We start from the raw sequence: 23,365 nt of genomic DNA, 5'->3' as shown, positions 1-23,365 counted from the left end.
AAGCGAAGCGGCGAGTCAGGCGCCTTAATCGGGCCAGCGCCGGTGTACCCAGAACCACTCCGACGGTCGTTCCCGCACCCATTCCTCGATCATGGCTGTCGCCGTCTGGGTAAGGATGCGCACGGCCTCTTTACGGTCTGTCGTGTCAGGCTTTTCCAGCGGCGGGTAAATGGTTGCCCGGAACCGGGCGCCCGGCAGTCGCTCGACCCTGGTCGGATAAATCTCGCAATCGAGCATCTGGGCGAGCTCGGCGAAGGCGCTCGGGGTCATCGCGTCCCGCCCGAAGAATTTGACGGGGATGCCTTCCCGTAGCTTCTGATCGATCAGCAGGGCAACGGAGCGGTTCTGTTTCAGGATCTTGATCAGCTCCCGCACGGCACGCGGCCCCTTGGCGACTAGTTCGACCTCCGGGTGAGGCCTCCGGGCCTCGAATAGATCTTTCAGATAGGGATTGTTCGGACTCCGGAACACCGGGTTCACCGGAAGGTCGCGCAGGGCGGAGACGATAGGCAGCACTTCCCAGTTGGCGAGATGGGCTGAGAAGAATACGGCCGGGCGCGGATTGGCGGCGATATTCTCAAGCCGCTCTCCGCCATGCACTTCCAGACGCTCTGAGGCTTCGGCCTTGATTGTATCGTGGTGCGGATATTCGGCGGCCGTCCGGCCGAGATTATTCCACATGTCTCTCAGGATGCGGCCAATCTCGGCACTGTCCTTTTCCGGGAAGGCGCGCTCCAGGTTCTTGCGGGCGGTGCGGTGCGCCGGCAGGAAAGGCCCGACGATTTGCAGGACCTTGCCGCCGATCCAGGAGGCAGCGGTGAGAGGCAGCAGGCGCACGACGAACAACAGCACCGCCAGGAGGGCGGCTTCGAGACGGAAGCGGAGTGTCTTCAGCGGATGATTTGTCACGCTGCCCTAGTAGCCCAAGGCCGGAGCCGGTGCCAGTGGAATTCGGGCCTGGAGGCGCGGTGTGTTGCCAGGGCAAGGCCGGGGAAGCCGCTGGGCGACTTCCCCAAAGGTCCGGTTACTCGGCGGCTTGTGCCAGGTGGTCGACGATCTCGCCGCGACCCGGATAGTCTTTCGCTATAACGAAATCGAGGGCTTTCAGGATTGCTGCGAAATCGGGGCGCGCGAACGGCATTGTCTGGACGCTGGCGAAGTACAGCTCGCCGTTCGGCCGGACCACGAACAGGCCCGGTTCGACAAACAGCTTCGGCTCTTCGATACCGACGGAGGTCTTGCCGCGTCCGGCAGAGATGTAGAGGCCCCATTCACGCGCCTTCTCAAGCGTCAGCCCGTAACCGAGTGTGAGGTTCTCGATCTTCCAGTCGTCCTTGGCCTGCTTGGCGCGGGCTTCATCGTCGCTGGAAAGCGCGATCACGTCGACGCCGCGTTCCTTGAAATCCGCGAGCTTGCGGTCGAGGTCCTTCAGATACATGCCGCAGATCGGGCAATGCAGGCCGCGATAAACAACGATCATCGTGAAGTTCTCGGGCTTCGCGTCGGAGATGCTCCAGGTCCCGCCGTCGAGTGTTTTGACGGAAAGGGCCGGTACCTGTTGGCGCGGAAAGAGCGGGGTAAGCTGAGTCATGGATGTTTTCCCGTGGATGGATTTAATGAGCATGAATATGGAACAATTGTTCCAGAATTCAAAACGAATAGCCTCTCCTCAAGAAAACGTGTCCCAAGGAAATCATCCGGTGATGGACGCAAAGGTTCTGTTCGGGGCTTCTATTCGGCCGCGACGGGCAGTTCGGGGTGTCGACCCTCGATCACGGACAGCGCGCTGTTGACCACATCGCGCAAGGTTTCTGCGTCGGCGTCGGCACGGGCGAATACGCGGATTCCGTTCGCTGTCGCTGTCATGAACCGGGCAATCGCCCGGGCATCGATCTGGGAGGGGATTTCGCCTTCGTCCTGCGCGCGCAGCAGGGTCTGGTGGAAGACATCTTCCACCCGCGCGAAGCTGCCGCGAAGGGTCTTGCCGATGGTGGGGTCGTGCGGGGCAAGTTCAACAACGGAGTTCGTAATCAGGCAGCCGAGCTTGCGGCCATCGCCCACAGAAAAGGAAATCAGATCCTCAAAATAAGTCCGGATCGCCACCAGGGGCGATTCTGTTTCCAGCATCTTGGAAAGGCGCTTGGCGCTGACGTTTGAAATGTAAAAATCAACCGCAGCCTGAAATAGCCCGCGCTTGTCGCCGAAGGTGTCGTACATGGAGCCGCGGTTGATGCCGGTCGCATCGACCAGATCCTGAACGGAGGTCGCCTCGTAGCCGCGGCGCCAGAAGGCCTGCATGGCTTTCAGCAGGACATCGGATTGATCGAATTCTTTTTGTCTGGCCATGATTTCAGGATGGTTGCTGTGTGAAGAATGTCAAGTTCTGGACTGGTGTAGCCCGAGGGTTTGGACTGGTCTAACGAGAAGAATGATGTGATTTGCCTAAAATATGGTTAATCGAAAGCGCTTTTCTTTAACTAGAAAAAGCGGATGGCTGGCGTTGTGAAAATGAAAGCGCTGGATTTGTTTGCGAGATGCTTTGAAGACAAGGTTATGCGGCGCCTTTTGGCGCTCCGGTGAAGAATATATCGACTTCATGATTCCCCACAGTGGTTGCAGCTTGAACGGGCGCTCAGCTGGCATTGATTGGCGACCGGAGACCTTAGGCCAGGTCTCCGCCTGTATGAGGCGGGACGTCGTGGCCAAAACCTGTCTGGCGAAGGGCTTCCCAGGCTGCGATGGAGGCGCTGACCGCCAGGTTGAGTGATCTGAGGCCGCTTTGCATCGGGATCGCGACGCGGGCATCGGCACGGTTGTGAACCTCTTCCGGCACACCGGCGGATTCTTGGCCGAACAGGAGTGTGTCGTCCGCCTTGAATGTGAAGTCCTGCAGGGATGAGTCTGCTTTCGTCGTCAGCAGGACCAGGCGCCCTGACCTTCTCTGCTCCAGAAAACGCTCCCACGAATTGTGCCGCGTCCAGTCCACATGATCGATATAATCCATGCCTGCACGGCGCATCCGGGCATCGCTCAGGGCGAAGCCACAGGGCTCGATTATGTCCACCGGAAAGCCAAAGCAGGCGGCAAGACGGAGAATGGTACCGGTGTTTTGTGGGATATCCGGTTGATAGAGCGCAATTCGCACGGGCAGGGGCCTATTGCTGGCGGGGAAACTAGGGAGGCTTTGCAATTGGTTTCTGGGTGCAGTATAGGACGATGCAATAGCGTCAGAGCAGAGCTTTTGCCTGCCTGTAGCGCGCGACCCTGTGTCGCACTCACAGCGGCGGGGGACAAGATAAGTTCCTTGACGAATCAATAAGTGGGCGAGAGGTGCTGATTTACAATGGCTGAGGTAGAAGAAGGCGCGACACGGCGCGACTTTATCAATGTCGCCAGCGGCGCGGTTGGCGTGGTTGGTATCGCGGCGGCGGCTTGGCCGTTCATCAATCAAATGAACCCGGCGGCTGACACGCTGGCTCTCTCGAGCACGGAGGTGGATATCTCCGCGGTCGAGGAAGGCATGGCGATCACTGTCGTCTGGCGCGGAAAGCCGGTCTTCATCCGTCACCGCACGGCGGCGGAAATCGAAGAAGCGAATAATGTCGATCTCGGCGAGTTGCGGGATCCGACACCGGACGCGGATCGCGCGGAGAAGCCGGAATGGCTGATCCTGATCGGTATCTGCACCCATCTCGGCTGTGTGCCGCTGGGGCAGAAAACGACGGAAGCGCGAGGCGACTTCGGCGGCTGGTTCTGCCCCTGTCACGGTTCGCACTACGACACCTCTGGACGAATTCGCAAAGGTCCGGCTCCGCTGAACCTTCCCGTACCGCCATATGTCTTCACCGGCGATACCGCGATTAAAATCGGTTGAGGAGCGTGATCGATGAGCACTGCTAATTTTACCAATCCGGTCGTCCGGTGGATTGATCACCGTCTTCCGATCTTCAGCTTCCTGCACCATGAAGCGCATGAATATCCGACCCCGAAGAACCTCAGCTACTGGTGGAACTTCGGCTCGCTGGCCGGAATCATGCTGGTCATCATGCTGGTTACGGGCATCACACTTGCGATGCACTACACGCCGCATGTCGATTACGCTTTCGCTTCGGTCGAGCGCATCATGCGCGACGTCAATTCAGGCTGGCTGATCCGCTACATCCACATGAACGGCGCCAGCTTCTTCTTCATCGCCGTCTACATCCACATGTTCCGCGGCCTCTATTACGGGTCCTACAAGGCCCCGCGTGAGCTGCTCTGGATGCTGGGCGTGGTGATCATGCTGCTGATGATGGCAACCGCCTTCATGGGCTACGTGCTTCCCTGGGGTCAGATGAGTTTCTGGGGCGCCACCGTCATCACCAACCTGTTCTCTGCGATCCCGCTCGTCGGCGAGCATGTTGTCACTTGGCTGTGGGGTGGCTTCTCGGTCGACAACCCGACCCTGAACCGGTTCTTCGCGCTGCATTATCTGCTGCCGTTCGTGATCTTCGCGGTCGTCGTGCTGCACATCGTGGCGCTGCACCGCTTCGGCTCGAACAACCCGCTGGGCATCGATGTGAAGGGCCCACAGGACACGATCCCGTTCCATCCGTACTACACCGTCAAGGATGCGTTCGGCCTCTTCGTTTTCCTGATCCCGTTCGCCTTCTTCATCTTCTTCGCGCCGAACTTCCTGGGCCATCCTGACAACTACATTCCGGCCAACCCGCTGGTCACGCCGGCGCACATCGTGCCCGAATGGTACTTCCTGCCGTTCTACGCGATCCTGCGTGCGGTTCCGGACAAGTTGTTCGGGGTTCTGGCCATGTTCGGCGCCATTGCGGTGCTGTTCATCCTGCCCTGGCTCGACCGGTCTCCGGTGCGCAGCGGCAGCTTCCGGCCGGTCTTCAAGATCTTCTTCTGGCTGCTGTTCGTCGATTGCATCGCGCTGACATGGCTCGGCGGCAAGCCGGCTGAAGGCTGGTACGTCACCGCGTCCCGGATCGCGACGGTCTATTACTTCTTCTACTTCCTCGTCGCGCTTCCGCTGCTCTCGATTTTCGAGACACCGAAACCGTTGCCGAAGAGTATCAGTGAGTCCGTGCTCGGCGGCTCTGGTGGCCCCGCTGCCGCGCCTGCTGCCGCGAAGGAGAAAGCATAATGCGTATGAAATCTCTGATCGCGGCGACGGTTGCATTCGCGGCCCTCGCCATGAATGGTCCGGCTGCACACGCCGCCGGTGACGCCATTCACCTGGAAAAGCAGGACTGGTCTTTCTCCGGCCTGTTCGGAACCTTCGACCGGGCGGCCGCACAGCGCGGTCTCCAGGTCTACCGGGAAGTCTGCGCGACCTGTCACTCGCTGGACTACATCGCCTTCCGGAATTTGGCCGACCTTGGCTATTCGGAAGCCGAAGTGAAAGCGATCGCGGCCGAGTATGAAGTTGTCGATGGCCCGAACGACGAAGGTGAGATGTTCACCCGTCCTGGCACACCGTCTGACCGCTTTGTGGCGCCTTTCGCAAACGACAACGCGGCGCGGGCCGGCAATGGCGGCGCGCTGCCGCCTGACCTGTCCCTCATCGTCGAGGCGCGGGCTGGTTTCGAGGATTACATCTACGGTCTTCTGACAGGTTACGGCGAGGCGCCGGAAGGCGTTAATGTCTCGGAAGGCATGAGCTACAACAAAGCCTTCCCTGGTTTCCAGATTGCCATGGGACAGCCGCTCTATGAGGACGGCGTGACCTATGCGGACGGCACCAAAGCCTCTGTCGAGCAGATGGCCAAGGATGTGACGACGTTCCTGACCTGGGCGTCCGAGCCGAACCTGGAAGAGCGCAAGCGGACCGGTGTTGCGGTGATCCTGTTCCTGATCGTCGCCAGCGGCCTGTTCTATGCCTCCAAGCGGAAGATCTGGGCCAACGTGCACTGATCTGAGCGAGCATATTCTTTAAGAGGGCCGCGTCTTTGGACGCGGCCTTTTCTTTTGCCGTTGGCAAGCACGCGGCCATCCGCTAGGCAGAGAGCCGAATTGTTTCTGCAGGAAGGTTGCATCCCATGACGGCACTGACGCGCGACGCGGTTCTCGGCTTTATCGGTGGCAGCGGGATCTACGAGATCGATGGCCTCTCCAACACGCGCTGGGAAACGATGTCCTCACCCTTTGGCACGCCGTCGGACCAGCTGCTCTTCGGAGAGCTGGATGGTCAGAAACTGGTCTTCCTGCCGCGCCACGGTCGGGGTCACAAGCTGAACCCGAGCGGGATCAATTACCGCGCCAACATCGATGTCATGAAGCGGGCCGGGGTGACCGATATCATCTCGCTCAGCGCTGTCGGCTCTCTCAAGGAAGAATACGCGCCCGGCCATTTCGTGCTGATCGACCAGTTCATCGACCGCACCTTCGCCCGCGAGAAGTCCTTCTACACGGACGGCTGCGCCGCGCACGTCTCGTTCTCCCATCCGGTCTCTGAACGCATCCAGGCAGCGCTGGCGGAGGCCTGCAAGCAGCTCAGTTTGCCGTACAGCGTGAACGGGACCTATATCTGCATGGAAGGCCCGCAATTCTCTACCTTCGCCGAGAGCACGCTATATCGCTCCTGGGGCTGTGACGTGGTCGGCATGACCAACATGCCCGAGGCGAAACTCGCGCGTGAGGCAGAGATCCCTTACGCCACCGTCGCCATGATTACCGATTACGACTGCTGGCATCCGGAACATGACAGTGTCACCGTCGAGCAGGTCATCAAGGTGCTGACCGGAAACGCTGAGAAGGCCCGCGATCTGGTCCGTACCGTCGCGCCGATGCTGGCGAAGCGGCCGGAGGTAGACGAGCAGGGCGGCGACAACGCATTGCAGTACGCCCTGATCACCCACCCCGAAGCCCGCGATCCCGAACTGGTCGCCAAACTGGATGCCGTCGCCGGGCGCGTGCTGGGTGGCTGACGCTCGCCTGTGGTGCTATCGGCTGAGGCAGGTTAAGGTGGTCTCGTCATGGAACGGACCTCGCAAGACAGCCAGTCCCGAGTGGGGCGGGTGGTGAACATCGGCACGGCACGGCTGGAGAACCTTTATCGGCGGGTCACGAAAGACCAGCCGGAAAGCCCGCGCTCGCTCCACGTCAAGAGTATCCTGGCGATGCAGAACGGCCGGCATGACGAGGCGGCCCGGCTGATCGGTCAGGCCGCCGTGCTTGACCCGGAGGATGCGGATCACCAGCGTCAGCTCGGCATGACCTGCTTCCAGGCCGGCTGGCTTGAGCCCGCCGCCAGTGCCCTCAACCGGGCCATCTACCTCAATCCCTCGGATCCGGATCCCTGGTTCACGCTCGGCCAGGTCTACGCTGCCGCCGGCAACAAGGATCACGCCCGGACCTGCTACGAGCAGTGCCTCGCCCTGAACCCGCGCTTCCACGACGCCCGCATCGCGATGGCGGAGATGGAACTGGGGTAGTACCGGGATTTATCCCAACAACCTCTTTTGCCTGCTAATCCGGTTTCAAGCGGTTCCGACGAGCTGACCTAGGCTCCCTGGGTCCCCGCGTTCGCGAGGATGAGGGCGAGGATGAGGGTTTTTGAGTGAGGCTGGATCTTCTCCGGTCCTCATTCCCTGCGAAAGCAGTGACCTGGGGAAGGCCTTCTCGTTCGTCATAGGTGAGGCATCGGAAATGACTCAGCCAAGCCGCTGCCGGATCTCGTCGTGATGAGCGAAGATCTCGCTCGCACCGGCCGTCCGGAGCATGTCCGGCAGGTCCGGGTCGCCGCCGCTTTCGCCGACATAGCCCCAGACCGTCATGCCCGCCGCAGCACCCGCCGTGACGCCGGTCATGCTGTCCTCGATGACGAGACACTCCCGAGGTGCGGCACCGAGGCATTCCGCAGCGTAGAGGAACATGTCCGGGGCCGGTTTGCCGTTTTCGACGTCTTCGAGGGAGATCAGGTGCGGGGCGAAATGCTCGATAAGCCCTGTATGGCGCAATTTACGCTCAAGCGACGCGGCATGGCTGTTCGAGGCAACAGCCTTCGGGCGGGTGATGCTGCCGAGCAGAATGTCGATGCCGTCGGTGGGGCTCAGCGACCGCTGGTATTCCGCCCAAGTTCCTTTCTTGATGCCGTCATAGCTGCCTTCGGGCAGCGGCCTGCCGAAGGTCTCCCGATATTCTTCCTCGAGCAGCGCCTGGAATTGCGGCCAGGACTTGCCCTTGAAGTGCTGGCTGTAGGCATGCGGTTCGTAATTTAGGCCAAGCCCGGCGAGAAAGCGCCGGTAATAGTCTCTGAGAATCGACTCGGAATTGATGAGGACGCCGTCGCAGTCGAAGATGATGGCGGAGAACATGAGTGCTTCCGGTCAGGAGAAGGGAGCTTCGGTCTACGCAATTTAGAGGGTGCTGTCACCGCTGGATGGCCGATGCCTGAAAGCTAAAACAAAACCGTCATCTCCACACCAAACCGTCATCCCAGTTTCCGTCATCCCGGCTCTCCGGCCGGGATGACGGTTTGTGTGGAGAGCGCGGCTTTAAGCCGCCGCGTCGGAGAGGGCGGCGAAGCGTTCCTGGTGGTGGTCGGTATCGCCGAACAGGTGGTCAAGCATGACCAGCCGCTTGGTGTAATGCGCGACCGGGACTTCCCAGGTCATACCGATGCCGCCATGCAGCTGGATGGCCTGCTCGCCGACAAAGCGGGCGTGACGGCCGATGCCGGACTTGGCGGCGCTGACCGCAAGCTCTCGCACGTCCCGGGGCTCGCTCAGACGGGCGGCAGCCAGGATGGCCAGCGACCGGGCTTCCTCCAGCGCGATCCGCATTTCGACGGCCCGGTGCTGCAGCACCTGGAACTGGCTGAGAGCCTTGCCGAACTGCTTCCGGGTCTTCAGGTATTCGACCGTCGTATCGACCGCCATGTTCATGGCGCCGACCGCTTCGCCGGAGAGCAGGATGACGGCGCGGGCCAGCACTTCCTCGATGGCGTGGAAGCAGGCGCCCGGCGTGCCGAGTACAGCGTCCTCGGCGATCTCGACACCGTCGAGTGCGATTTCGGCGACACGGGTGCCGTCGATGGCCGGTGTGCTGTGCAGCTTCAGGTTGGCCGCGTCCTTGCCCACCAGGAACAGGCCGATGCCGTCCTCGTCGTCATGAGCGCCGCTGACGCGGGCGGAGACGATCAGCGTGTCCGCCTCACCGCCATTGAGCACCACGGACTTGCGCCCGGTGAGTTTCCAGCCGCCGCCGACTTTCTCGGCCGTGGCGCGGACATGGGCGGTTTCGTACCGGCCATCCGGCTCGCCATGGGCGAAAGCCAGCAGTTTCTCGCCACCGACCACAGCGCCGAGGATCTCCTCCTTCTGGGCATCGGAGCCGAGCAGCTCGACCAGCCCGCCGCCGAGCACCACGGTCGCGAGATAGGGCTCCACCACCAGGCCCTGGCCCATCGCCTCGCCGACGATCATCAGGTCGATGCCGCCGCCGCCAAGGCCGCCGAAATCTTCCGGGAACGGCACGCCGAGCAGGCCGAGCTCGGCAAGCTGGCCCCAGACTTCCCGGGAGAAGCCTTCCTCGCTGTCGGCAATCTTCTGCCGTTTTTCGAAATCATAGGTCTCGCGTACCAGGCGCTCGACCGTGTCCTTGAGCATCCGCTGCTCTTCGCTGAGCGAAAAATCCATGTTCCTGATCCCTTAGAGTCCGAGCCCGGCCTTGGCGATGATGTTCTTCTGGATCTCGTTCGATCCGCCATAGATGCTGAGCTTGCGCATGTTGAAATACTGCTGGGCCTTCGGTGCCGCGTAATCCGGGCCGACAGGCTCTCCGTTGAAGCCGCCGTCGAGCGCTTCAGACTGGAACGGCAGCGCGTACGGGCCGAGGGCCCGTCGGGCGAGGTCGGTCAGCTCCTGGCGGATCTCGGTGCCCCTGATCTTCAGGATCGAGCTTTCCAGACCTGGCGCGCCGCCGGACTGGACTTCGGCCAGCACACGGAGATTGGTCATCTCCAGTGCCATCAGGTCGATTTCCACCTTGGCCAGGCGGTTGCGGAACAGCGGGTCCTCGATCAGCGGGCGGCCGTTCTTCATCTGGTCGCGGGCGATTGCCTTCAGGTGCAGCATGGCCGCCTTGGAGGCGCCGACATTGGCGATGCCGGTCCGCTCGTGGGTGAGCAGGTACTTGGCGTAGGTCCAGCCCTTGTTCTCTTCGCCGACAATATTTTCGGCCGGCACTTTCACATCGTCGAACCAGACCTCGTTCACCTCATGCTCGCCGTCGAGCAGGATGATCGGGCGGACTGTGATGCCCGGTGTCTTCATGTCGATCAGCAGGAAGGAGATGCCTTGCTGGGGCTTGGCCGCATCCGGATCGGTGCGGACCAGGCAGAAGATGTGATCGGCATACTGGCCGAGCGTGGTCCAGGTCTTCTGACCGTTGACGATATAATGATCGCCTTCACGTACGGCGCTGCAGCGGAGCGAGGCAAGGTCGGATCCGGCGCCTGGTTCGGAATAGCCCTGACACCACCAGTCGGTCAGGTTGAGGATGCGCGGCAGATAATAGTCCTTCTGTTCCTGGCTGCCGAATTTCATGATCACCGGGGCGACCATGTTCACGCCGAACGGCAGGATGCGCGGGCCGCCTGCGGAGTAGCATTCCTCGTCGAAGATATGCTTCTGCACGGGCGTCCAGCCGGGGCCGCCATATTCCTTCGGCCAGTTCGTAGCCAGCCAGCCGCGCTTGGACAGCGCCTGGTGCCAGCGGAAATAGTCGTCTTTGACGAGGCGTTTGCCGCCTTTCATCTTGGCCCGGATATCGTCCGGAAGATCGGACTGCAGGAAGGCGCGTACTTCTTCACGAAACGCCTGTTCCTCCGGGGTGAAATTCAAGTCCATTTGCCTGCTCCCTTATGCCACTTCAAAGAGCCCGGCGACGCCCATTCCGCCGCCGACGCACATCGTGGTCACTACATATTTCGCGCCGCGGCGCTTTCCTTCGATCAGTGCGTGCCCGACCATGCGCGATCCGGTCATCCCGTAGGGATGGCCGATCGAGATCGAGCCGCCGTTCACGTTCAGTATCTCGTCCGGAATACCGAGTTTATCGCGGCAATAGAGAACCTGCGAGGCGAAGGCCTCGTTCAGCTCCCAGAGGCCGATATCCTCCAGCTTGACGCCGGTCCGCTCCAACAGACGCGGGACGGCAAAGACCGGGCCGATGCCCATCTCGTCCGGCTCGCAGCCGGCGGTGGCGAGGCCGCGGAAAATGCCGAGCGGCTCAAGTCCGCGCTGCTCCGCAAGCTTGCCGTCCATGATAATGCAGGCAGACGCGCCGTCCGAGAGCTGGCTGGAATTGCCGGCAGTAATGAAATGCCCGTCGCCGCGCACGGGCGCGAGGCCGGCGAGGCCTTCCGGCGTGGTGCCGGGCCGGTTGCATTCATCTTTCGTCAGGGTGACGGTCTCCCGGCTGACGTCGCCGGTTTCCTTGTTCTTCACCAGCTTATCGACGGTGATCGGGACGATCTCGTCATCGAACCTGCCGGCTTCCTGGGCCGCTGCCGTGCGCTGCTGGCTCTTCAGGGCATAGGCGTCCTGATCCTCGCGGCTGACACCGTAGCGGGAGGCCACCAGGTCCGCTGTCTCGATCATGGAATGATAGAGCTCGGGCTTGTGCTCCATCAGCCAGGGTTCTTCCAGCCGGGTCTGGTTCAGGTTGGCCTGGGTCAGACTGATGGATTCAACACCGCCTGCCGCCATCACCGGCACGCCATCGACGATGACGCGCTGGGCCGCCATGGCAATGGCTTGCAGGCCGGATGAGCAGAACCGGTTTACGGTAACGCCACCGGCGGTCACCGGCAGGCCGGCGCGGATCGCCGAGAGCCGCGCGATATTCTTGCCCGTTGCCGCTTCCGGCAGGCCGCAGCCGAGGACTACATCCTCGATCTCGCCCGGTGCGACCCCGGCGCGCGTGACGGCATGTTCGAGCGCATGCCCGGCCATGGTCGCGCCGTGGGTGTCGTTGAAGGCGCCGCGAAAGGATTTTGCCAGCCCCGTGCGGGCGGTCGAAAGGACGACTGCCTCTTTCACTCTTCATTCCTCCCAAGTTCTTTTCCTATGTCATATCGAACAGCCGGGGAGGCCGACAAGTTTTTTTCGAAATTCGATTTCGCTTGGCGAAACTGATGGCGATCAGAAGGGCGCCTGGATCGTTGTGCCAAAGCGCGGCCGGCCCGGCGGGGCATCCGGCAGGTGCTCGCGGGGGGACAAGGTCGGTGCTTCGAATGGAATTCTCTCATAATCGAACTGGGCGAGCAGATGTGAAATACAGTTCAGGCGGGCGCGTTTCTTGTCGTCCGCATCGACGATGAACCATGGCGCCTCAAGCGTGTGGGTGGCGCTGATCATGTCGTTATAGGCGACTGTGTAATTATCCCAGAGGCGATAGGACTCAAGATCAATCTGGCTGAGTTTCCAGTGCTTGAGAGGATTAGTCATGCGTGCAAGGAAGCGCTTTTCCTGCTCATCCTTGCTGACATGCAGGAAGTATTTAATCAGCGTGATGCCTTCCGAGACGATCTCCCGTTCGAAATGGACTGTGCTTTCAAGGAACCTCTCGACGGCGGACTGATCGGTGAAGCCCATCACCCGTTCAACCCCGGCCCGGTTGTACCAGGAGCGGTCGAACAGCACGATCTCACCGGCGGCCGGGAAGTGCCGGATATAGCGCTGGGCGTAGAGCTGGGTTTTTTCCCGTTCGGTCGGTGTTGGCAAGGCGACGGTGCGGAAGACCCGGGGGCTGACCCACTCGGTGATTCGCTTGATCACACCGCCTTTCCCGGCGGCATCGCGCCCTTCGAAAACGACAATGGCACGCTCGCCGGAGGCCTTGAACCAAGCCTGCAGATGGCAAAGTTCGACCTGTAGATCGTAGAGCGCGTTTTCGTAGACCTTTCTGGAGAGGCCGCTGTCTTTCTTACCCATAAGTCCTTCCCGGACGATGAGGGCGGATTAGACCACGCCATCAAGCTGTTTGTCAGCCCTCGCCCGATGGCGGGAAGAGCGCCGTCAGCCGCTGCCAGATCCGCTCGGCGATCCAGAGGCCCAGTGCAGCATAGAGTGGCACGGCGATAATTCGCAGGTCATAAAGCCAGCTTACCCGGATCACTTCCTCGGCTCCGGGCCAAAGATCCTTCAGCCAGCGCCCGCGCAGCAGCGATGCTGCTTCGTCTGAATAATCGTAAAGTAGCCATCCGACTGCGGCGGCATAAGCCAGGCCGAGGAAAAGCCGGAAGAGAGCGGCCGGGCGCATCAGAGGAACCCGATCCGGCTGGCATCGGTGCGCAGCATCAGCAGATCACCCCGGCGGAACAGCTCGCCCTCGACGGACACATAAGGTGCGACATAATCGAGAATCTCGGCATCGAAGGCTTCGCCCGCCGCATTGGTCAGCAGCAGCAGGGTCGGGGCCTCGTTTTCGTGAAAGACCGCCAGCATCGGCGGAATGCCTCCCATCAGGCAGAGGTTGGCGCAGGCCCTGTGCACCTTGCCTTCACCGGGCCGCATGGCGCCGAGATAGCATTTCGTATCGACGATCTCGCCGCGCAGCGTCACCGGGCCGAGCGGGACGTCCGCGGCGGGGACAAAGCCTTGGATGGACTCGGGCTCCTTTGCCGGGCGGATTTTTGCGGCACCGCCGACCTGGAGAAGGCGCGTCCCCTCGCGGGTGATGAAGACTCCGCCGACATCGACGATCTGGCCGTCATGCTTTGCCGCTCGTTTCTGTGCACCACGCTTGCCGGGGTTGGAGAGCAGGATGGTCCGGCCGTCGGGATGAGCCTCATCCGGCGGAAGCCGCAGCATCGGATAGGGGGCCGCCTGCAGCACGCCGAGATGCTCCTTGTAGCCGCCCTTGAAACCGCCATCACCATAATCGGGCTGTCCGGCCAGCAGGGCAAAGCCGCCACCGATACCGAGGCCGACCAGCAGCACGCTCACGACTGTCAGGAAGACCGCAAGCTTCGGCGGGGTCTTCAAGTAGCCGACGAAGAACTCGTTGGAAGATCTGCTCATGCACCTTGCTCCAGCTCGATAGGCGGCACCGGTGTGCCCGGCGGCAGTGCGTTTGCGTCTATCAGCAGGCGGTTGCCGTCCCGGCGCAGTCGGTAGGTCGCCACTTTCTCGGTGAAGGGCGCGGGCGAGCATCCGTCTTCCGGCCGGTACTGGTAGCCGTGCCAGGGGCAGGTGACGCACCCGTCGATGATCCGGCCTTCGGCCAGCGGTCCGTTCTGGTGCGCGCAGGCGTTGGAGAGCGCGGATACCTTGCCGTCATAGCGGAAGAGGGCGGCTTTCTCTCCGGTGGGCAGGAAAACAGTGACGCCGCCCTCGTCGGGCAGATCGCCGATATAGGCAGCGTGCACCCAGTGTCCTTCTGAGTCGTTGATGGAGGGGGCTACCGATGTCTCCTGTTCGCGCAATCCCGCCGCGATATGCAGAGCGGAGACCAGACCGACACTGACGCCGGTCAGGCCGAGCAGCCAGGGGGAGTGTTCGGCTTGCAAAACACCCAGGGCTATATGACCGATAATCGCGGCATAGGCCGCGTATACGGACATGTGGATCGCTTTCCAGAGCGGGGCGCCAAGGAAGGTCAGCCAGAAATCATGGCTGGTCGCGGCTAGGGTGAAGAGGATGCCGAGGGCGAAGATACCGAGATACTCGAACGGAAAGGCCTGCCAAGAGGTGACGGCGGTACTCGACGCGAGCAAGGCGACATAGCGGTCGAGCGGGCCGAAGGCCTGGTACCAGCCGGTCACGGCAAGTGCGTGCGCCAGCGCGACGAAGAAAATGGCGACGCCGAAATGTCGGCGGTTGTAGAGCAATGGCAGGAAGCGGATGTCCAGCCGGGCCAGCGGGCCGATGCTGAGCACAATGGTCAGCAGCAGGAAAGCGCAGGTGCCGAAGGCGCGCATGCGCAATTGCGGGCCGCTGATCCGGGAACTTTCCAGCCAGCCCGGCGCATAGCGCAGGAACAGGATTATGAAGGCGGCGATGCCGAACCCGAGCACGAGATCGTAGGTGATTTTGTTCCGGGTCCAGGTCACGGGCCTGTACTGCACGCTCATTGTGTGCCCCCCGTGCCAAATTGCAGGGGCGGCTCGACCGGGTGGTCCTGGCGCTGCAGCACAGTGACCAGCAGAAAGCCCGGCAGCAGGATGGCCAGCGCGATCCAGATCCGAAGATGCCAGCGCTGATGACGGCGCTTCATGGCTTCGTCTCCGCCCGGACAGCATTCGCCCAGCGCCACAGGATCACCGGCCAGAACACCACCGACGCCGGGATCAGGAACAGCCGGAAGAGGTAGCTCCCGCGCGTGCTCGGATCGATCCGGTCAATTCCGTAGAGCAGGAAAGCAGCGGCTACCGTGATGCCGACATAGCCGTAATAGCTGGCAGCAGCGAAAATGCTTTGAGCCGTTTCGACGGCCGGGACTTCAATCATCCGCTTGCTCTCCCCTGTTCGGCGCTCGTCAGCCGTAGTGCTGACGAATGCCCGAGATCGATTCGTCGATTTCCTGCCCGAGCCGAGCCATGCGGTCCGCGATCTCTCCGGTTGCCCGGTGCTGTTCTTCAGCCGCCGTGCCGTTTTCCTCTATGGAGCGGACCATGGTCGATACCCGTTCGGTGATCTCCGCGAACCCGGTCTGGACCATGCCAAGTGTCTCGCTCAACCGGTTCGTCATTTCCGCGATGCCGTCGGCTGCCTCCCGGCTGTCCGTGGCCAGCATCTTGACCTCGCGGGCAACCACGGCGAACCCGAGCCCGGCCTCACCCGCGCGGGCAGCCTCGATGGTCGCGTTCAGGGCCAGCATGTTGGTCTGCCCGGCAATCGACTTGATGCCGTTGAGCAGCTTGAGGATTCCGTCGATGGCGGCGGACAGCTCGGACAGTTTGGAAACCGCTGAATCAACCGTCCCGGAGATGCCGGTCGCGAGATCCAGATTGCGGCCAACATTCTGGCTGATCGTGGCCATGCTGGAGGAGAGTTTGTCGGAAGCACCGGCCACTCCGCCGATGATGTCGCCGACATTCTGCCCCATCATGCCGGTGAGCTCTTCGATGGTGGACTGGTTCTTTTCGGTCTGCGCCTCGCTATAGGCGGAGGAAGCGATTGTCGCTTCGGCGTTCATCAATGTGCCGATCAGGATTGCGGCTTCATGCGATTCCGCCGAGCCTTGCCCGGTCTTGAGGATTCGGGTCGTCAGCTCGCGTCCCAGACCGGCAAAAAACTGCCCGTAGACCGCGGGATTCATGGCGCTTTCAAGATCGCCGCGCGCGAATTCCCGGACCTGGTCGACGTGCGCAGATCCGATCCCGGTGCAGAAGACGGATTCCCAGCGGCTTTTCTGATTCGCGACCCAGGACGCTTCGTCCTGACCCCATAGAAAGCCTGTCAGGCCGTCATATGAGTTGCAGAATTTGTGGGTCGCAATCAGGGCGTCATCCAGTTCTCGTTGGACATGGTTTTCCCATACTCCCGGTAGTGCCTTGGCCTTCTCCCGGTCCAGGCCGCAGCCGGCGATCAGTTCAGTCACATCCATTAAGCCACATTCCCGTATAATCGTACTGTTCACGCCTGCGTTGAAGGCAACCTAAAGCCAGATTGGGAATGGGATCTGTATTCAAACATCGCATCAAGGAGTTGTGATCACTTGTCAGGGGACGGTCACGGTATGACGATATCGGAGAAACCCGGAATAAGTGCGTCGAGGTGGTGGGGCTGATCGCCGGATATGAGAGGCCGAATTCTCGTCTCGCGAGCGTGCAAGTCTTCTCAGGAAACTCTCGCGGCGCATCCGTTCCTGAAAGTCAAAAATGTCTTTTGAAAAAGTGAGCATTTTTCGCAGGTAAACGCGTTGCATTGCCTGCCGGGAATCACTAGGCCTTGAGGTGATTCATTCCAATCAGAGGCCATCGTGGACGACAGCACCAGAAGTATGATCGAAGACGCCTACCACGAAACGGTCGAGGAATCTTTCGAGCGCGGGCTTTCGCCGTTGAAAGCCCATATGGAAGGCGTTGTCGCGGCGGCAATGCTGTTGTCCGCCATGGTCGGTGTCGAAGACGAGGACGCCCGCAAGCAGGTCATGGATCTCGGTCTGCGTCCGCGAACGGAAGATGACGACTAGGCCTGGACCCTAGCCTCCGCTGAACTCCAGAAAATGTGTGGGGCAGCTTTTACAGTCGCTGCTGCCGAACCCGGGTACCGGAGCTGAAAATCGGCCACTGGCGAGAAGCCGCTCGCTCAATTCGCACTCCGTATTCTCCTGAAAACAGAGCGCCCGCATGGCACGGGCCGCCATTGTGACCTGGTCGATGTGCCAGTGCTGTTTCTTTTCCTTGCGGAAATGCCGGGTCAGCCTGGCTTTCAGCCCGCCCGCGCCGTGGGCGCTGCCCGCATAGACAAAGAGACCGGCGGGCAGGCGCCAGTCTCTTTTCCTGATGGTGATTGTCTGGGGCTCTGCGATTTCGAGCAGGAGCAGGTAACTCCCCGGTACCGGCTGGGCGGCATCGCCACTCAGGAGTTCCGGTGCCGGTATTCCGACAAGATCGTGAACGATGGGGGCAAATTCCCCCAACGCCGGATTGGTCATGCCGCCTCTCTACGCTTTCGCTTTCACTTCCAGCCGGCGGCCGTGCAGTACCGGTTCGGTATAACCACTCGGCTGTTCCCGTCCCTTGAAGACAAGATCGCAGGCTGCCTGGAAGGCGATGCTTTTGTCGAAATCGGGGGCCATCGGCGAGTAGTCCTGATCGCCGGCATTCTGGCCGTCGACCACCTTGGCCATCCGCTTCATGGTCTCCTCGACCTGGGCCGCGTCGCAGACGCCATGATGCAGCCAGTTGGCGATATGCTGGCTGGAGATGCGCAGGGTCGCACGGTCTTCCATCAGACCGACATTGTTGATGTCCGGCACCTTGGAGCAGCCGACGCCCTGATCGACCCAGCGAACCACATAGCCGAGAATACCCTGGGCATTGTTGTCGAGTTCCTGCTGGATGGTCTCCGCGTCCCAGTTCGGGCGCGTGGCCACAGGGATCGACAGGATATCGTCCAGATTGGCCCGGCCGCGGGTCTTCAGCTCGTCCTGCCGCTGCTTCACGTTCAGTTCGTGATAGTGCGTGGCATGCAGTACGGCAGCAGTTGGGGACGGCACCCAGGCGGTGTTTGCGCCTGCTTCCGGATGGCCCTTCTTCTGCTTCAGCATTTCCGCCATCAGGTCCGGCATGGCCCACATGCCTTTGCCGATCTGGGCATGGCCCTGCAGGCCGCATTCCAGCCCGATATCGACGTTCCAGTCTTCGTAGGCCTTGATCCAGGAAGAGGCTTTCATGTCGCCCTTGCGGATCATCGGGCCCGCTTCCATGGATGTGTGCATCTCGTCGCCGGTGCGGTCGAGGAAGCCGGTATTGATGAAGACCACGCGGTCCTTGGCTGCCCGGATGCATTCCTTGAGGTTCACCGTGGTCCGGCGCTCCTCGTCCATGATGCCCATCTTCAGGGTGTTCGGTGCAAGGTCGAGCAGCTTTTCGGTCTCGGTGAAGAGTGCTTCGATGAAAGCGACTTCTTCGGGGCCATGCATTTTCGGGTTCACGGTGTAGACGGAACCGGCCCGGCTGTTGCCGCCCTTGTTTTCGCCGCGCAGGTCATGCAGGGCGATGGCGGCGTTGAACACACCGTCCATAAGGCATTCCGGGATTTCCTTGTCGCCATCATAGAGGATGGCCGGGTTGGTCATCAGCAGGCCGACATTGCGGACCAGCATCAGGCTGCGCCCGTGCAACCGGACCTCGCCGCCATCGGGGGCGGTGTAGATGCGGTCCGGGTTCAGCGTGCGGGTGACTTCCTTGCCGCCCTTCATGAACTTGTCGGCGAGATCGCCTTTCGCCAGGCCAAGCCAGTTACGGTAGGCCAGCACCTTGTCCTCTGCGTCGACCGCGGCGACCGAATCCTCGCAATCCATGATGGTCGTCAGTGCCGCTTCGACAATGACGTCGGCGATACCGGCCGCATCGTCCTTGCCGATCATGTGGCCGCGATCGATGACGATTTCGAAATGCAGCTCGTTATTGCGCACCAGAATGCCGCTCGGCGCACCCGCATCGCCCTTATATCCGGCGAACTGGATCGGGGCTTTAAGGCCGGTCTTCGTGCCGTCTTTCAGCGAGACGGAAAGCTGGCCGTCTACAACGCTGTAGCCGGTGGCATCCGCATGGCTGCCGCTGGAGAGCGGTGCAGATTTGTCCAGGAAATCGCGGGCCCAGGCGATGACCTTGGCGCCACGGGCTGGGTTGTAGGCGCCGCCGGCGGCAGCGCCGCCCTCGTCCGAGATCGCATCGGTGCCGTAGAGCGCGTCATAGAGGCTGCCCCAGCGTGCGTTTGCCGCATTCAGGGCATAGCGTGCGTTCATCACGGGAACAACAAGCTGCGGTCCGGCGACGGTGGCGATCTCCGCATCGACATGATCTGTGCCGACGGAGAAGGCCGGGCCTTCAGGCACGATGTAGCCGATGTCTTTCAGGAAGAGCTTGTAGGCCTCGAGATCGAAACCGGCGCCACGATTGGCTTTGTGCCAGGTGTCGATCTTTTTCTGCAGCTCGCCACGCTTGGCGACCAGTGCCCGGTTCTTGGGGGCGAATTCGCCGACGATGCGCTCGAACCCAACCCAGAAGCCTTCCGCAGCAACGCCGGTGCCGGGGAGAGCTTCGTCATTGATAAAATTGTAGAGCGTCTGGTCGATCTGCAAGTTGCCGATCTGGATCCGGCTGGTCATCGCGAGGCCCTTTCCGCGTGGGTTCTATCGTTCATGAATCGCGGCGCATCCTCTTGATCCGCCATCTTGCACGCAAGCGCCGGTTCCGCAATGCGGAAACCGAAACCATTTTATTGTGCGGCCGCTCAATTCGGGACCGGAGGCAGCAAGCCGTTCACAAACTCCAGCAGATTGCCGCCTTTAAAGAGATGGCCCGGAAGACCTGCCGCCTCGGCGGCTTCCATGTCGGTTGTCTTGTCACCGATCATGAAAGAGCGGGAGAGGTCGACATCCCAATGAGCGAGAAGATCGAGCAGCATTCCCGGCTTCGGTTTGCGCCAGTCCGCGAGGTCGGTGAAACGGCCATCGTCGAAATCCGGATGATAGGGGCTGATCCGGAAAGCGTCGATCGACCCACCGTGTTCTTGCAGCCGTGCATTCATCCATCGATGCAATGTCTCGACGTCGGCCACGCTGAAATAGTCGCGGGCAATCCCCGATTGGTTGGTGACGACAAAGACAAGGTACCCACGCGCTTTGAGCAGGGCGACTGCGTCAATGGCGCCATCGACCCATTCGATCTGGTCCGGGCGATGCGGAAAACCCGTGTCGCGGTTAAGGACACCGTCGCGATCGAGGAAGGCTCCGGGTTGTTTGCTCATTCTTTAGCCATTGTGCTGATCATTTGGTCAAAAAATTCCCGGGCACCGTTCTTTCCAAATCTCATAGCAACAGGAGTGACATTGTTCACAACCCGTCCGCAATATGCGCTTTTTAGTCAACGGCCCCGGTTTCTTTACGATATTTTCATCCCTATATCGCATTCTGAGCAACGTGATGCAGCGGTCATCTCTTGGCCCGTCGATTGCATTGCCATGAAACAGTTCAAACCCGGATCGGGCAGGCCAGCCGCAAGAGCGAATGCGCCGGACCCATCCAGCAATCGGAGTTGGACGGAATGGTCCGCTTTATGAAAATCGTTCGCAAGTCGGTACATGCCTTTTTGCATCCGTACCGTCCTGAGCGGCGCTATATGCGCGGCCGCTAGGCCGGACGCAGTGCCCAAGCACTGACCTTTGCCCATAGAGTCCCCATGTCTCTTTGAGACGGGATGATGCTCTGTCACTTTGAGACAGGGCGATACTCTTCCAACAGCGAAACGTCCCTGTATACTGAGCGCAAACAGGGACGACACGGTCGCAGTGCCAGGACATTGATGGAATACGAAAGCGGAAACGCACCCAATCAGGAAGACTACGCATACGACCTTGATCGTATCTACGCTTCTCTGGTCGGTATTCGCACAGCAATCCCCGACGACGCCTATACGGCCAACCTGCTTGGCACGGAACGTAGTGGCAATGGTGTGGTTATCCGGGAAGACGGTCTGGTCCTGACCATCGGTTATCTTGTCACGGAAGCCGAGCAGGTCTGGATCACGGACAATTTCGGCCGCGCGGTCGCGGGGCATGTGCTGGGCTATGATCAGGAGACCGGTTTCGGCCTCATCCAGGCCCTAGGCCATCTCGACCTGCCGGCCTTGCCGCTTGGCGATTCGGATATTCTGAGCGAAGGCGACCCCGTTGTGCTCGGCGGTCTTGGCGGTAGCAAAGGTGCGATAGCGGCCGAGGTCATGGCCATCCGCGAGTTTGCCGGATACTGGGAATATCTTCTCGATAAAGCGATTTTCACAGCGCCGGCACATCCGAACTGGGGTGGTTGCGGGCTGATTGGGCCGGATGGCAGCTTGCTCGGGATCGGATCGCTGATGGTGCAGCAGACCGGTGAGGATACTGCGGTCGACGGTAATATGGTCGTCCCGATCAATCTGTTGAAGCCGATCCTTGAGCAGCTGTCGACCTACGGGCGGGTGGAAAAGCCGCCGCGCCCCTGGCTTGGCCTTTTCGGGACGGAAATTCAGGATCAGGTGGTGGTCGCGGCGCTCAGCGAAAACGGGCCCGCGGAGGATGCCGATATCAAGGTCGGCGACATTGTCGTCGCGGTGGATGATGAGAAGATCAAGTCGTTGGCGGAGTTCTTCCGGCATGTTTGGTCCCTTGGCGAAGCCGGGGTGACCGTGCCTTTGTCTCTCGTTCGCAACGGCGAAATGTTGAGCGCCAATGTCCGGTCGATCGCGCGGGACGCGCTGCTGAAGTCGCCGGCTCTGCACTAAGTCGGCGTCGGCACATTCCGACAGGCGGGAATGGCTGCGCGCTTTCTTTGGTGCAATGCAGCAATTTGAGTGTCAGTATTGTGCAGTAATTGAACGGACCTTATGGCAGGCGCTTGTGCCCGGCCGTATTTATCCGTCGGAACGCGGAGCTTAAGCGATGCTGTATCATATGTATGAAGCGACCCGCATGGCGATCATGCCATGGCGGATGGGAGCGCAGGCTGTGCGTAACACGGTGACGGCGCCCTGGAGTCCGCTTTCCTATACCCCGCTGGGCAAGCAGATCGATTCCGCCGCCGAAATGTTCGAGCGGGTTACCCGGCGCTACGGCAAACCCGACTGGGGTTTCGAGAAGACGGTGATCGACGGCAAGGATGTCGCGGTCGAGGAAGAGGTCGTTATTCACCGCACCTATTGCAGCCTGGTGAATTTCAAACGCGATACCAAGCGCAACGACCCGAAGTTGCTGGTGGTGGCGCCGGTTTCAGGGCACTACGCAACATTGTTGCGGGGTACCGTGGAAACGATGCTGCCAGACCATGATGTCTACGTGACAGACTGGACCGATTGCCGCTACGTGCCGATCACGGCCGACCGGTTCAATCTCAGCGATTATATCGATTACATCATCGACTTCCTGCATTACCTCGGCCCGAATACCCACGTTTTGGCAGTCTGCCAGCCGAGTGTGCCGGCGCTGGCCGCCGTTTCCATCATGTCAGGCTGGGGCGATATCTGTGCACCAGCCTCAATGACACTGATGGGCGGTCCGATCGACACCCGACGCAACCCGACGGCGGTGAACAAGCTTGCCAAGGAACATACGATCGAATGGTTCGAGCGCCATGTCGTAACCGTGGTCCCGCCGCCCTATCCGGGCATGGGCCGGCGCGTTTATCCGGGTTTCATTCAGCTCACCAATTTCATCTCGATGAATCTCGACAAGCATATGATCTCGCTTAACGAGCTGTTCGATCACCTTGTCCAGGGCGACGAGGAGGAGGCTGACAAGAAGAAGGCCTTCTACGATGAATATCTGGCGGTCATGGATCTTCCGGCGGAGTTTTATCTGGAGACGGTGGAAACCGTGTTCCAGAAACATTCCCTGCCGAAAGGCGAGATGATGGCGCGGTGGAATCCGGTTAAACCCGAGCAGATCACCAAAACCGCTATTCTGTGTGTCGAAGGTGAGCTCGACGACATATCCGGTGTGGGCCAAACCCAGGCCGCGCTCGATATGACGCCGAACCTGCCGGACTCCATGAAGCATTATCATCTGCAGAAGAATGTCGGTCATTACGGCGTCTTCAACGGTGGTCGCTGGCGCCGGGAAATCGCGCCGGTGGTGAAAGGCTTCATCCGCGAGCACGATCATGAGCTTGGCGGCAAGGCCCGTAAGGTGCATGCAATCGCGAGCTGACGGCT

At 60.8% G+C, this 23,365-nt stretch carries 26 protein-coding genes; 8 read left to right on the top strand and 18 right to left on the bottom strand.

Annotated features, from left to right (window positions below):
* Positions 1-24: 24 nt before the first annotated feature.
* From K328_RS0113525 to K328_RS24020, 4 genes are all read right to left on the bottom strand, one after another.
* On the bottom strand, positions 25-909 hold the full coding sequence (locus K328_RS0113525; protein WP_028466428.1) for a lipid A biosynthesis lauroyl acyltransferase: 885 nt from the start codon (positions 907-909) through the stop codon (positions 25-27).
* 115 nt (positions 910-1,024) lie between these two features.
* Positions 1,025-1,591, bottom strand: coding sequence for a peroxiredoxin-like family protein (locus tag K328_RS0113520; RefSeq protein WP_028466427.1), 567 nt, complete (start codon positions 1,589-1,591; stop codon positions 1,025-1,027).
* A 140-nt stretch (positions 1,592-1,731) separates the two neighbouring features.
* Complete coding sequence (locus K328_RS24025; protein ID WP_051284897.1) at positions 1,732-2,346, bottom strand: TetR/AcrR family transcriptional regulator; 615 nt, start codon at positions 2,344-2,346, stop codon at positions 1,732-1,734.
* A gap of 316 nt (positions 2,347-2,662) precedes the next feature.
* Positions 2,663-3,145 (bottom strand): tRNA (cytidine(34)-2'-O)-methyltransferase, encoded by a 483-nt coding sequence (locus K328_RS24020; protein ID WP_036554293.1) that lies wholly within the window; start codon positions 3,143-3,145, stop codon positions 2,663-2,665.
* 198 nt (positions 3,146-3,343) lie between these two features.
* Between K328_RS24020 and petA the strand changes: the two genes are divergently transcribed.
* The 5 genes from petA to K328_RS0113485 all read left to right on the top strand — a co-directional run bounded on the left by petA (position 3,344) and on the right by K328_RS0113485 (position 7,433).
* Positions 3,344-3,874, top strand: coding sequence for a ubiquinol-cytochrome c reductase iron-sulfur subunit (gene petA / locus K328_RS0113505; protein WP_028466426.1), 531 nt, complete (start codon positions 3,344-3,346; stop codon positions 3,872-3,874).
* Positions 3,875-3,886: 12 nt separating this feature from the next.
* Positions 3,887-5,143 carry a cytochrome b gene (locus K328_RS0113500; RefSeq protein WP_028466425.1) on the top strand — a complete coding sequence of 419 codons (1,257 nt, stop codon included), beginning with the start codon at positions 3,887-3,889 and terminating at the stop codon, positions 5,141-5,143.
* Complete coding sequence (locus tag K328_RS0113495; RefSeq protein WP_281169434.1) at positions 5,143-5,913, top strand: cytochrome c1; 771 nt, start codon at positions 5,143-5,145, stop codon at positions 5,911-5,913. Before K328_RS0113500 ends, K328_RS0113495 begins: the two co-directional genes overlap by 1 nt.
* Positions 5,914-6,038: 125 nt before the next feature.
* Complete coding sequence (locus tag K328_RS0113490; RefSeq protein ID WP_028466423.1) at positions 6,039-6,926, top strand: S-methyl-5'-thioadenosine phosphorylase; 888 nt, start codon at positions 6,039-6,041, stop codon at positions 6,924-6,926.
* Between the two features lie 48 nt (positions 6,927-6,974).
* Complete coding sequence (locus tag K328_RS0113485) at positions 6,975-7,433, top strand: tetratricopeptide repeat protein (protein ID WP_084608302.1); 459 nt, start codon at positions 6,975-6,977, stop codon at positions 7,431-7,433.
* A gap of 219 nt (positions 7,434-7,652) precedes the next feature.
* Here K328_RS0113485 and K328_RS24015 read toward each other — a convergent pair whose 3' ends face one another.
* The 11 genes from K328_RS24015 to K328_RS25870 form a co-directional block, all read right to left on the bottom strand.
* Entirely contained in the window at positions 7,653-8,315 is a 663-nt protein-coding gene (locus K328_RS24015) for an HAD family hydrolase (protein WP_036554290.1), read from the bottom strand.
* Between the two features lie 180 nt (positions 8,316-8,495).
* Positions 8,496-9,638 carry an acyl-CoA dehydrogenase family protein gene (locus K328_RS0113475; protein ID WP_028466421.1) on the bottom strand — a complete coding sequence of 381 codons (1,143 nt, stop codon included), beginning with the start codon at positions 9,636-9,638 and terminating at the stop codon, positions 8,496-8,498.
* Between the two features lie 12 nt (positions 9,639-9,650).
* A complete protein-coding gene (locus K328_RS0113470; protein ID WP_028466420.1) occupies positions 9,651-10,850 on the bottom strand; it encodes an acyl-CoA dehydrogenase family protein in 1,200 nt (399 codons plus the stop codon).
* Between the two features lie 12 nt (positions 10,851-10,862).
* Complete coding sequence (locus K328_RS0113465; protein WP_028466419.1) at positions 10,863-12,044, bottom strand: acetyl-CoA C-acyltransferase; 1,182 nt, start codon at positions 12,042-12,044, stop codon at positions 10,863-10,865.
* Positions 12,045-12,146: 102 nt separating this feature from the next.
* The gene (gene ppk2 / locus K328_RS24010; protein WP_051284896.1) at positions 12,147-12,938 is read right to left on the bottom strand and encodes a polyphosphate kinase 2; all 792 of its coding nucleotides are present in this window, start codon (positions 12,936-12,938) and stop codon (positions 12,147-12,149) included.
* A gap of 52 nt (positions 12,939-12,990) precedes the next feature.
* Positions 12,991-13,266 (bottom strand): hypothetical protein, encoded by a 276-nt coding sequence (locus K328_RS0113455; protein ID WP_028466418.1) that lies wholly within the window; start codon positions 13,264-13,266, stop codon positions 12,991-12,993.
* A complete protein-coding gene (locus K328_RS0113450) occupies positions 13,266-14,027 on the bottom strand; it encodes a hypothetical protein (RefSeq protein WP_028466417.1) in 762 nt (253 codons plus the stop codon). The genes K328_RS0113455 and K328_RS0113450 overlap by 1 nt, the downstream gene beginning before the upstream one ends.
* Positions 14,024-15,079, bottom strand: a complete 1,056-nt coding sequence (locus K328_RS0113445) for a Rieske 2Fe-2S domain-containing protein (RefSeq protein WP_028466416.1) — start codon at positions 15,077-15,079, stop codon at positions 14,024-14,026. Before K328_RS0113445 ends, K328_RS0113450 begins: the two co-directional genes overlap by 4 nt.
* Positions 15,076-15,222: a hypothetical protein gene (locus K328_RS26695; RefSeq protein ID WP_156901346.1), complete on the bottom strand. Its 147-nt coding sequence runs from the start codon at positions 15,220-15,222 to the stop codon at positions 15,076-15,078. The genes K328_RS0113445 and K328_RS26695 overlap by 4 nt, the downstream gene beginning before the upstream one ends.
* Entirely contained in the window at positions 15,219-15,455 is a 237-nt protein-coding gene (locus K328_RS0113435; RefSeq protein WP_036554288.1) for a hypothetical protein, read from the bottom strand. The genes K328_RS26695 and K328_RS0113435 overlap by 4 nt, the downstream gene beginning before the upstream one ends.
* Before the next feature lie 28 nt (positions 15,456-15,483).
* Positions 15,484-16,554, bottom strand: coding sequence for a methyl-accepting chemotaxis protein (locus tag K328_RS25870; RefSeq protein ID WP_028466414.1), 1,071 nt, complete (start codon positions 16,552-16,554; stop codon positions 15,484-15,486).
* A 375-nt stretch (positions 16,555-16,929) separates the two neighbouring features.
* Between K328_RS25870 and K328_RS24000 the strand changes: the two genes are divergently transcribed.
* The gene (locus K328_RS24000; RefSeq protein ID WP_036554285.1) at positions 16,930-17,142 is read left to right on the top strand and encodes a hypothetical protein; all 213 of its coding nucleotides are present in this window, start codon (positions 16,930-16,932) and stop codon (positions 17,140-17,142) included.
* A 9-nt stretch (positions 17,143-17,151) separates the two neighbouring features.
* On the opposite strand, the gene K328_RS0113420 is transcribed toward K328_RS24000, so the two are convergent.
* From K328_RS0113420 to K328_RS0113410, 3 genes are all read right to left on the bottom strand, one after another.
* On the bottom strand, positions 17,152-17,607 hold the full coding sequence (locus K328_RS0113420) for a GIY-YIG nuclease family protein (protein ID WP_084608301.1): 456 nt from the start codon (positions 17,605-17,607) through the stop codon (positions 17,152-17,154).
* Between the two features lie 9 nt (positions 17,608-17,616).
* Positions 17,617-19,788, bottom strand: a complete 2,172-nt coding sequence (locus tag K328_RS0113415; RefSeq protein ID WP_028466412.1) for a malate synthase G — start codon at positions 19,786-19,788, stop codon at positions 17,617-17,619.
* 125 nt (positions 19,789-19,913) lie between these two features.
* Entirely contained in the window at positions 19,914-20,429 is a 516-nt protein-coding gene (locus K328_RS0113410; RefSeq protein WP_028466411.1) for a D-glycero-alpha-D-manno-heptose-1,7-bisphosphate 7-phosphatase, read from the bottom strand.
* Positions 20,430-20,983: 554 nt separating this feature from the next.
* On the opposite strand from K328_RS0113410, the gene K328_RS0113405 reads away from it, so the two are divergent.
* A complete protein-coding gene (locus K328_RS0113405) occupies positions 20,984-21,940 on the top strand; it encodes a S1C family serine protease (RefSeq protein WP_028466410.1) in 957 nt (318 codons plus the stop codon).
* A 157-nt stretch (positions 21,941-22,097) separates the two neighbouring features.
* A complete protein-coding gene (locus K328_RS0113400; RefSeq protein ID WP_028466409.1) occupies positions 22,098-23,360 on the top strand; it encodes a polyhydroxyalkanoate depolymerase in 1,263 nt (420 codons plus the stop codon).
* The last annotated feature ends 5 nt before the right edge of the window (positions 23,361-23,365 follow it).

The sequence above is a fragment of the Nisaea denitrificans DSM 18348 genome (assembly GCF_000426505.1).
Lineage (GTDB): Bacteria > Pseudomonadota > Alphaproteobacteria > Thalassobaculales > Thalassobaculaceae > Nisaea > Nisaea denitrificans.
This window is presented reverse-complemented; position numbering and strand designations above follow the sequence as displayed.

What these genes read in the sequence shown, in the direction of transcription:
- K328_RS0113415 (WP_028466412.1), bottom strand. Translation starts at nt 19,788, where the DNA reads ATGACCAGCCGGATCCAGATCGGCAACTTGCAGATCGACCAGACGCTC.
- K328_RS0113410 (WP_028466411.1), bottom strand. Translation starts at nt 20,429, where the DNA reads ATGAGCAAACAACCCGGAGCCTTCCTCGATCGCGACGGTGTCCTTAAC.
- K328_RS24015 (WP_036554290.1), bottom strand. Translation starts at nt 8,315, where the DNA reads ATGTTCTCCGCCATCATCTTCGACTGCGACGGCGTCCTCATCAATTCC.
- K328_RS0113405 (WP_028466410.1), top strand. Translation starts at nt 20,984, where the DNA reads ATGGAATACGAAAGCGGAAACGCACCCAATCAGGAAGACTACGCATAC.
- petA (WP_028466426.1), top strand. Translation starts at nt 3,344, where the DNA reads ATGGCTGAGGTAGAAGAAGGCGCGACACGGCGCGACTTTATCAATGTC.
- K328_RS0113400 (WP_028466409.1), top strand. Translation starts at nt 22,098, where the DNA reads ATGCTGTATCATATGTATGAAGCGACCCGCATGGCGATCATGCCATGG.
- ppk2 (WP_051284896.1), bottom strand. Translation starts at nt 12,938, where the DNA reads ATGGGTAAGAAAGACAGCGGCCTCTCCAGAAAGGTCTACGAAAACGCG.
- K328_RS0113475 (WP_028466421.1), bottom strand. Translation starts at nt 9,638, where the DNA reads ATGGATTTTTCGCTCAGCGAAGAGCAGCGGATGCTCAAGGACACGGTC.
- K328_RS0113500 (WP_028466425.1), top strand. Translation starts at nt 3,887, where the DNA reads ATGAGCACTGCTAATTTTACCAATCCGGTCGTCCGGTGGATTGATCAC.
- K328_RS0113520 (WP_028466427.1), bottom strand. Translation starts at nt 1,591, where the DNA reads ATGACTCAGCTTACCCCGCTCTTTCCGCGCCAACAGGTACCGGCCCTT.
- K328_RS0113450 (WP_028466417.1), bottom strand. Translation starts at nt 14,027, where the DNA reads ATGAGCAGATCTTCCAACGAGTTCTTCGTCGGCTACTTGAAGACCCCG.
- K328_RS0113470 (WP_028466420.1), bottom strand. Translation starts at nt 10,850, where the DNA reads ATGGACTTGAATTTCACCCCGGAGGAACAGGCGTTTCGTGAAGAAGTA.
- K328_RS26695 (WP_156901346.1), bottom strand. Translation starts at nt 15,222, where the DNA reads ATGAAGCGCCGTCATCAGCGCTGGCATCTTCGGATCTGGATCGCGCTG.
- K328_RS0113490 (WP_028466423.1), top strand. Translation starts at nt 6,039, where the DNA reads ATGACGGCACTGACGCGCGACGCGGTTCTCGGCTTTATCGGTGGCAGC.
- K328_RS0113495 (WP_281169434.1), top strand. Translation starts at nt 5,143, where the DNA reads ATGCGTATGAAATCTCTGATCGCGGCGACGGTTGCATTCGCGGCCCTC.
- K328_RS0113435 (WP_036554288.1), bottom strand. Translation starts at nt 15,455, where the DNA reads ATGATTGAAGTCCCGGCCGTCGAAACGGCTCAAAGCATTTTCGCTGCT.
- K328_RS24025 (WP_051284897.1), bottom strand. Translation starts at nt 2,346, where the DNA reads ATGGCCAGACAAAAAGAATTCGATCAATCCGATGTCCTGCTGAAAGCC.
- K328_RS25870 (WP_028466414.1), bottom strand. Translation starts at nt 16,554, where the DNA reads ATGGATGTGACTGAACTGATCGCCGGCTGCGGCCTGGACCGGGAGAAG.
- K328_RS0113455 (WP_028466418.1), bottom strand. Translation starts at nt 13,266, where the DNA reads ATGCGCCCGGCCGCTCTCTTCCGGCTTTTCCTCGGCCTGGCTTATGCC.
- K328_RS0113485 (WP_084608302.1), top strand. Translation starts at nt 6,975, where the DNA reads ATGGAACGGACCTCGCAAGACAGCCAGTCCCGAGTGGGGCGGGTGGTG.
- K328_RS0113420 (WP_084608301.1), bottom strand. Translation starts at nt 17,607, where the DNA reads ATGACCAATCCGGCGTTGGGGGAATTTGCCCCCATCGTTCACGATCTT.
- K328_RS0113445 (WP_028466416.1), bottom strand. Translation starts at nt 15,079, where the DNA reads ATGAGCGTGCAGTACAGGCCCGTGACCTGGACCCGGAACAAAATCACC.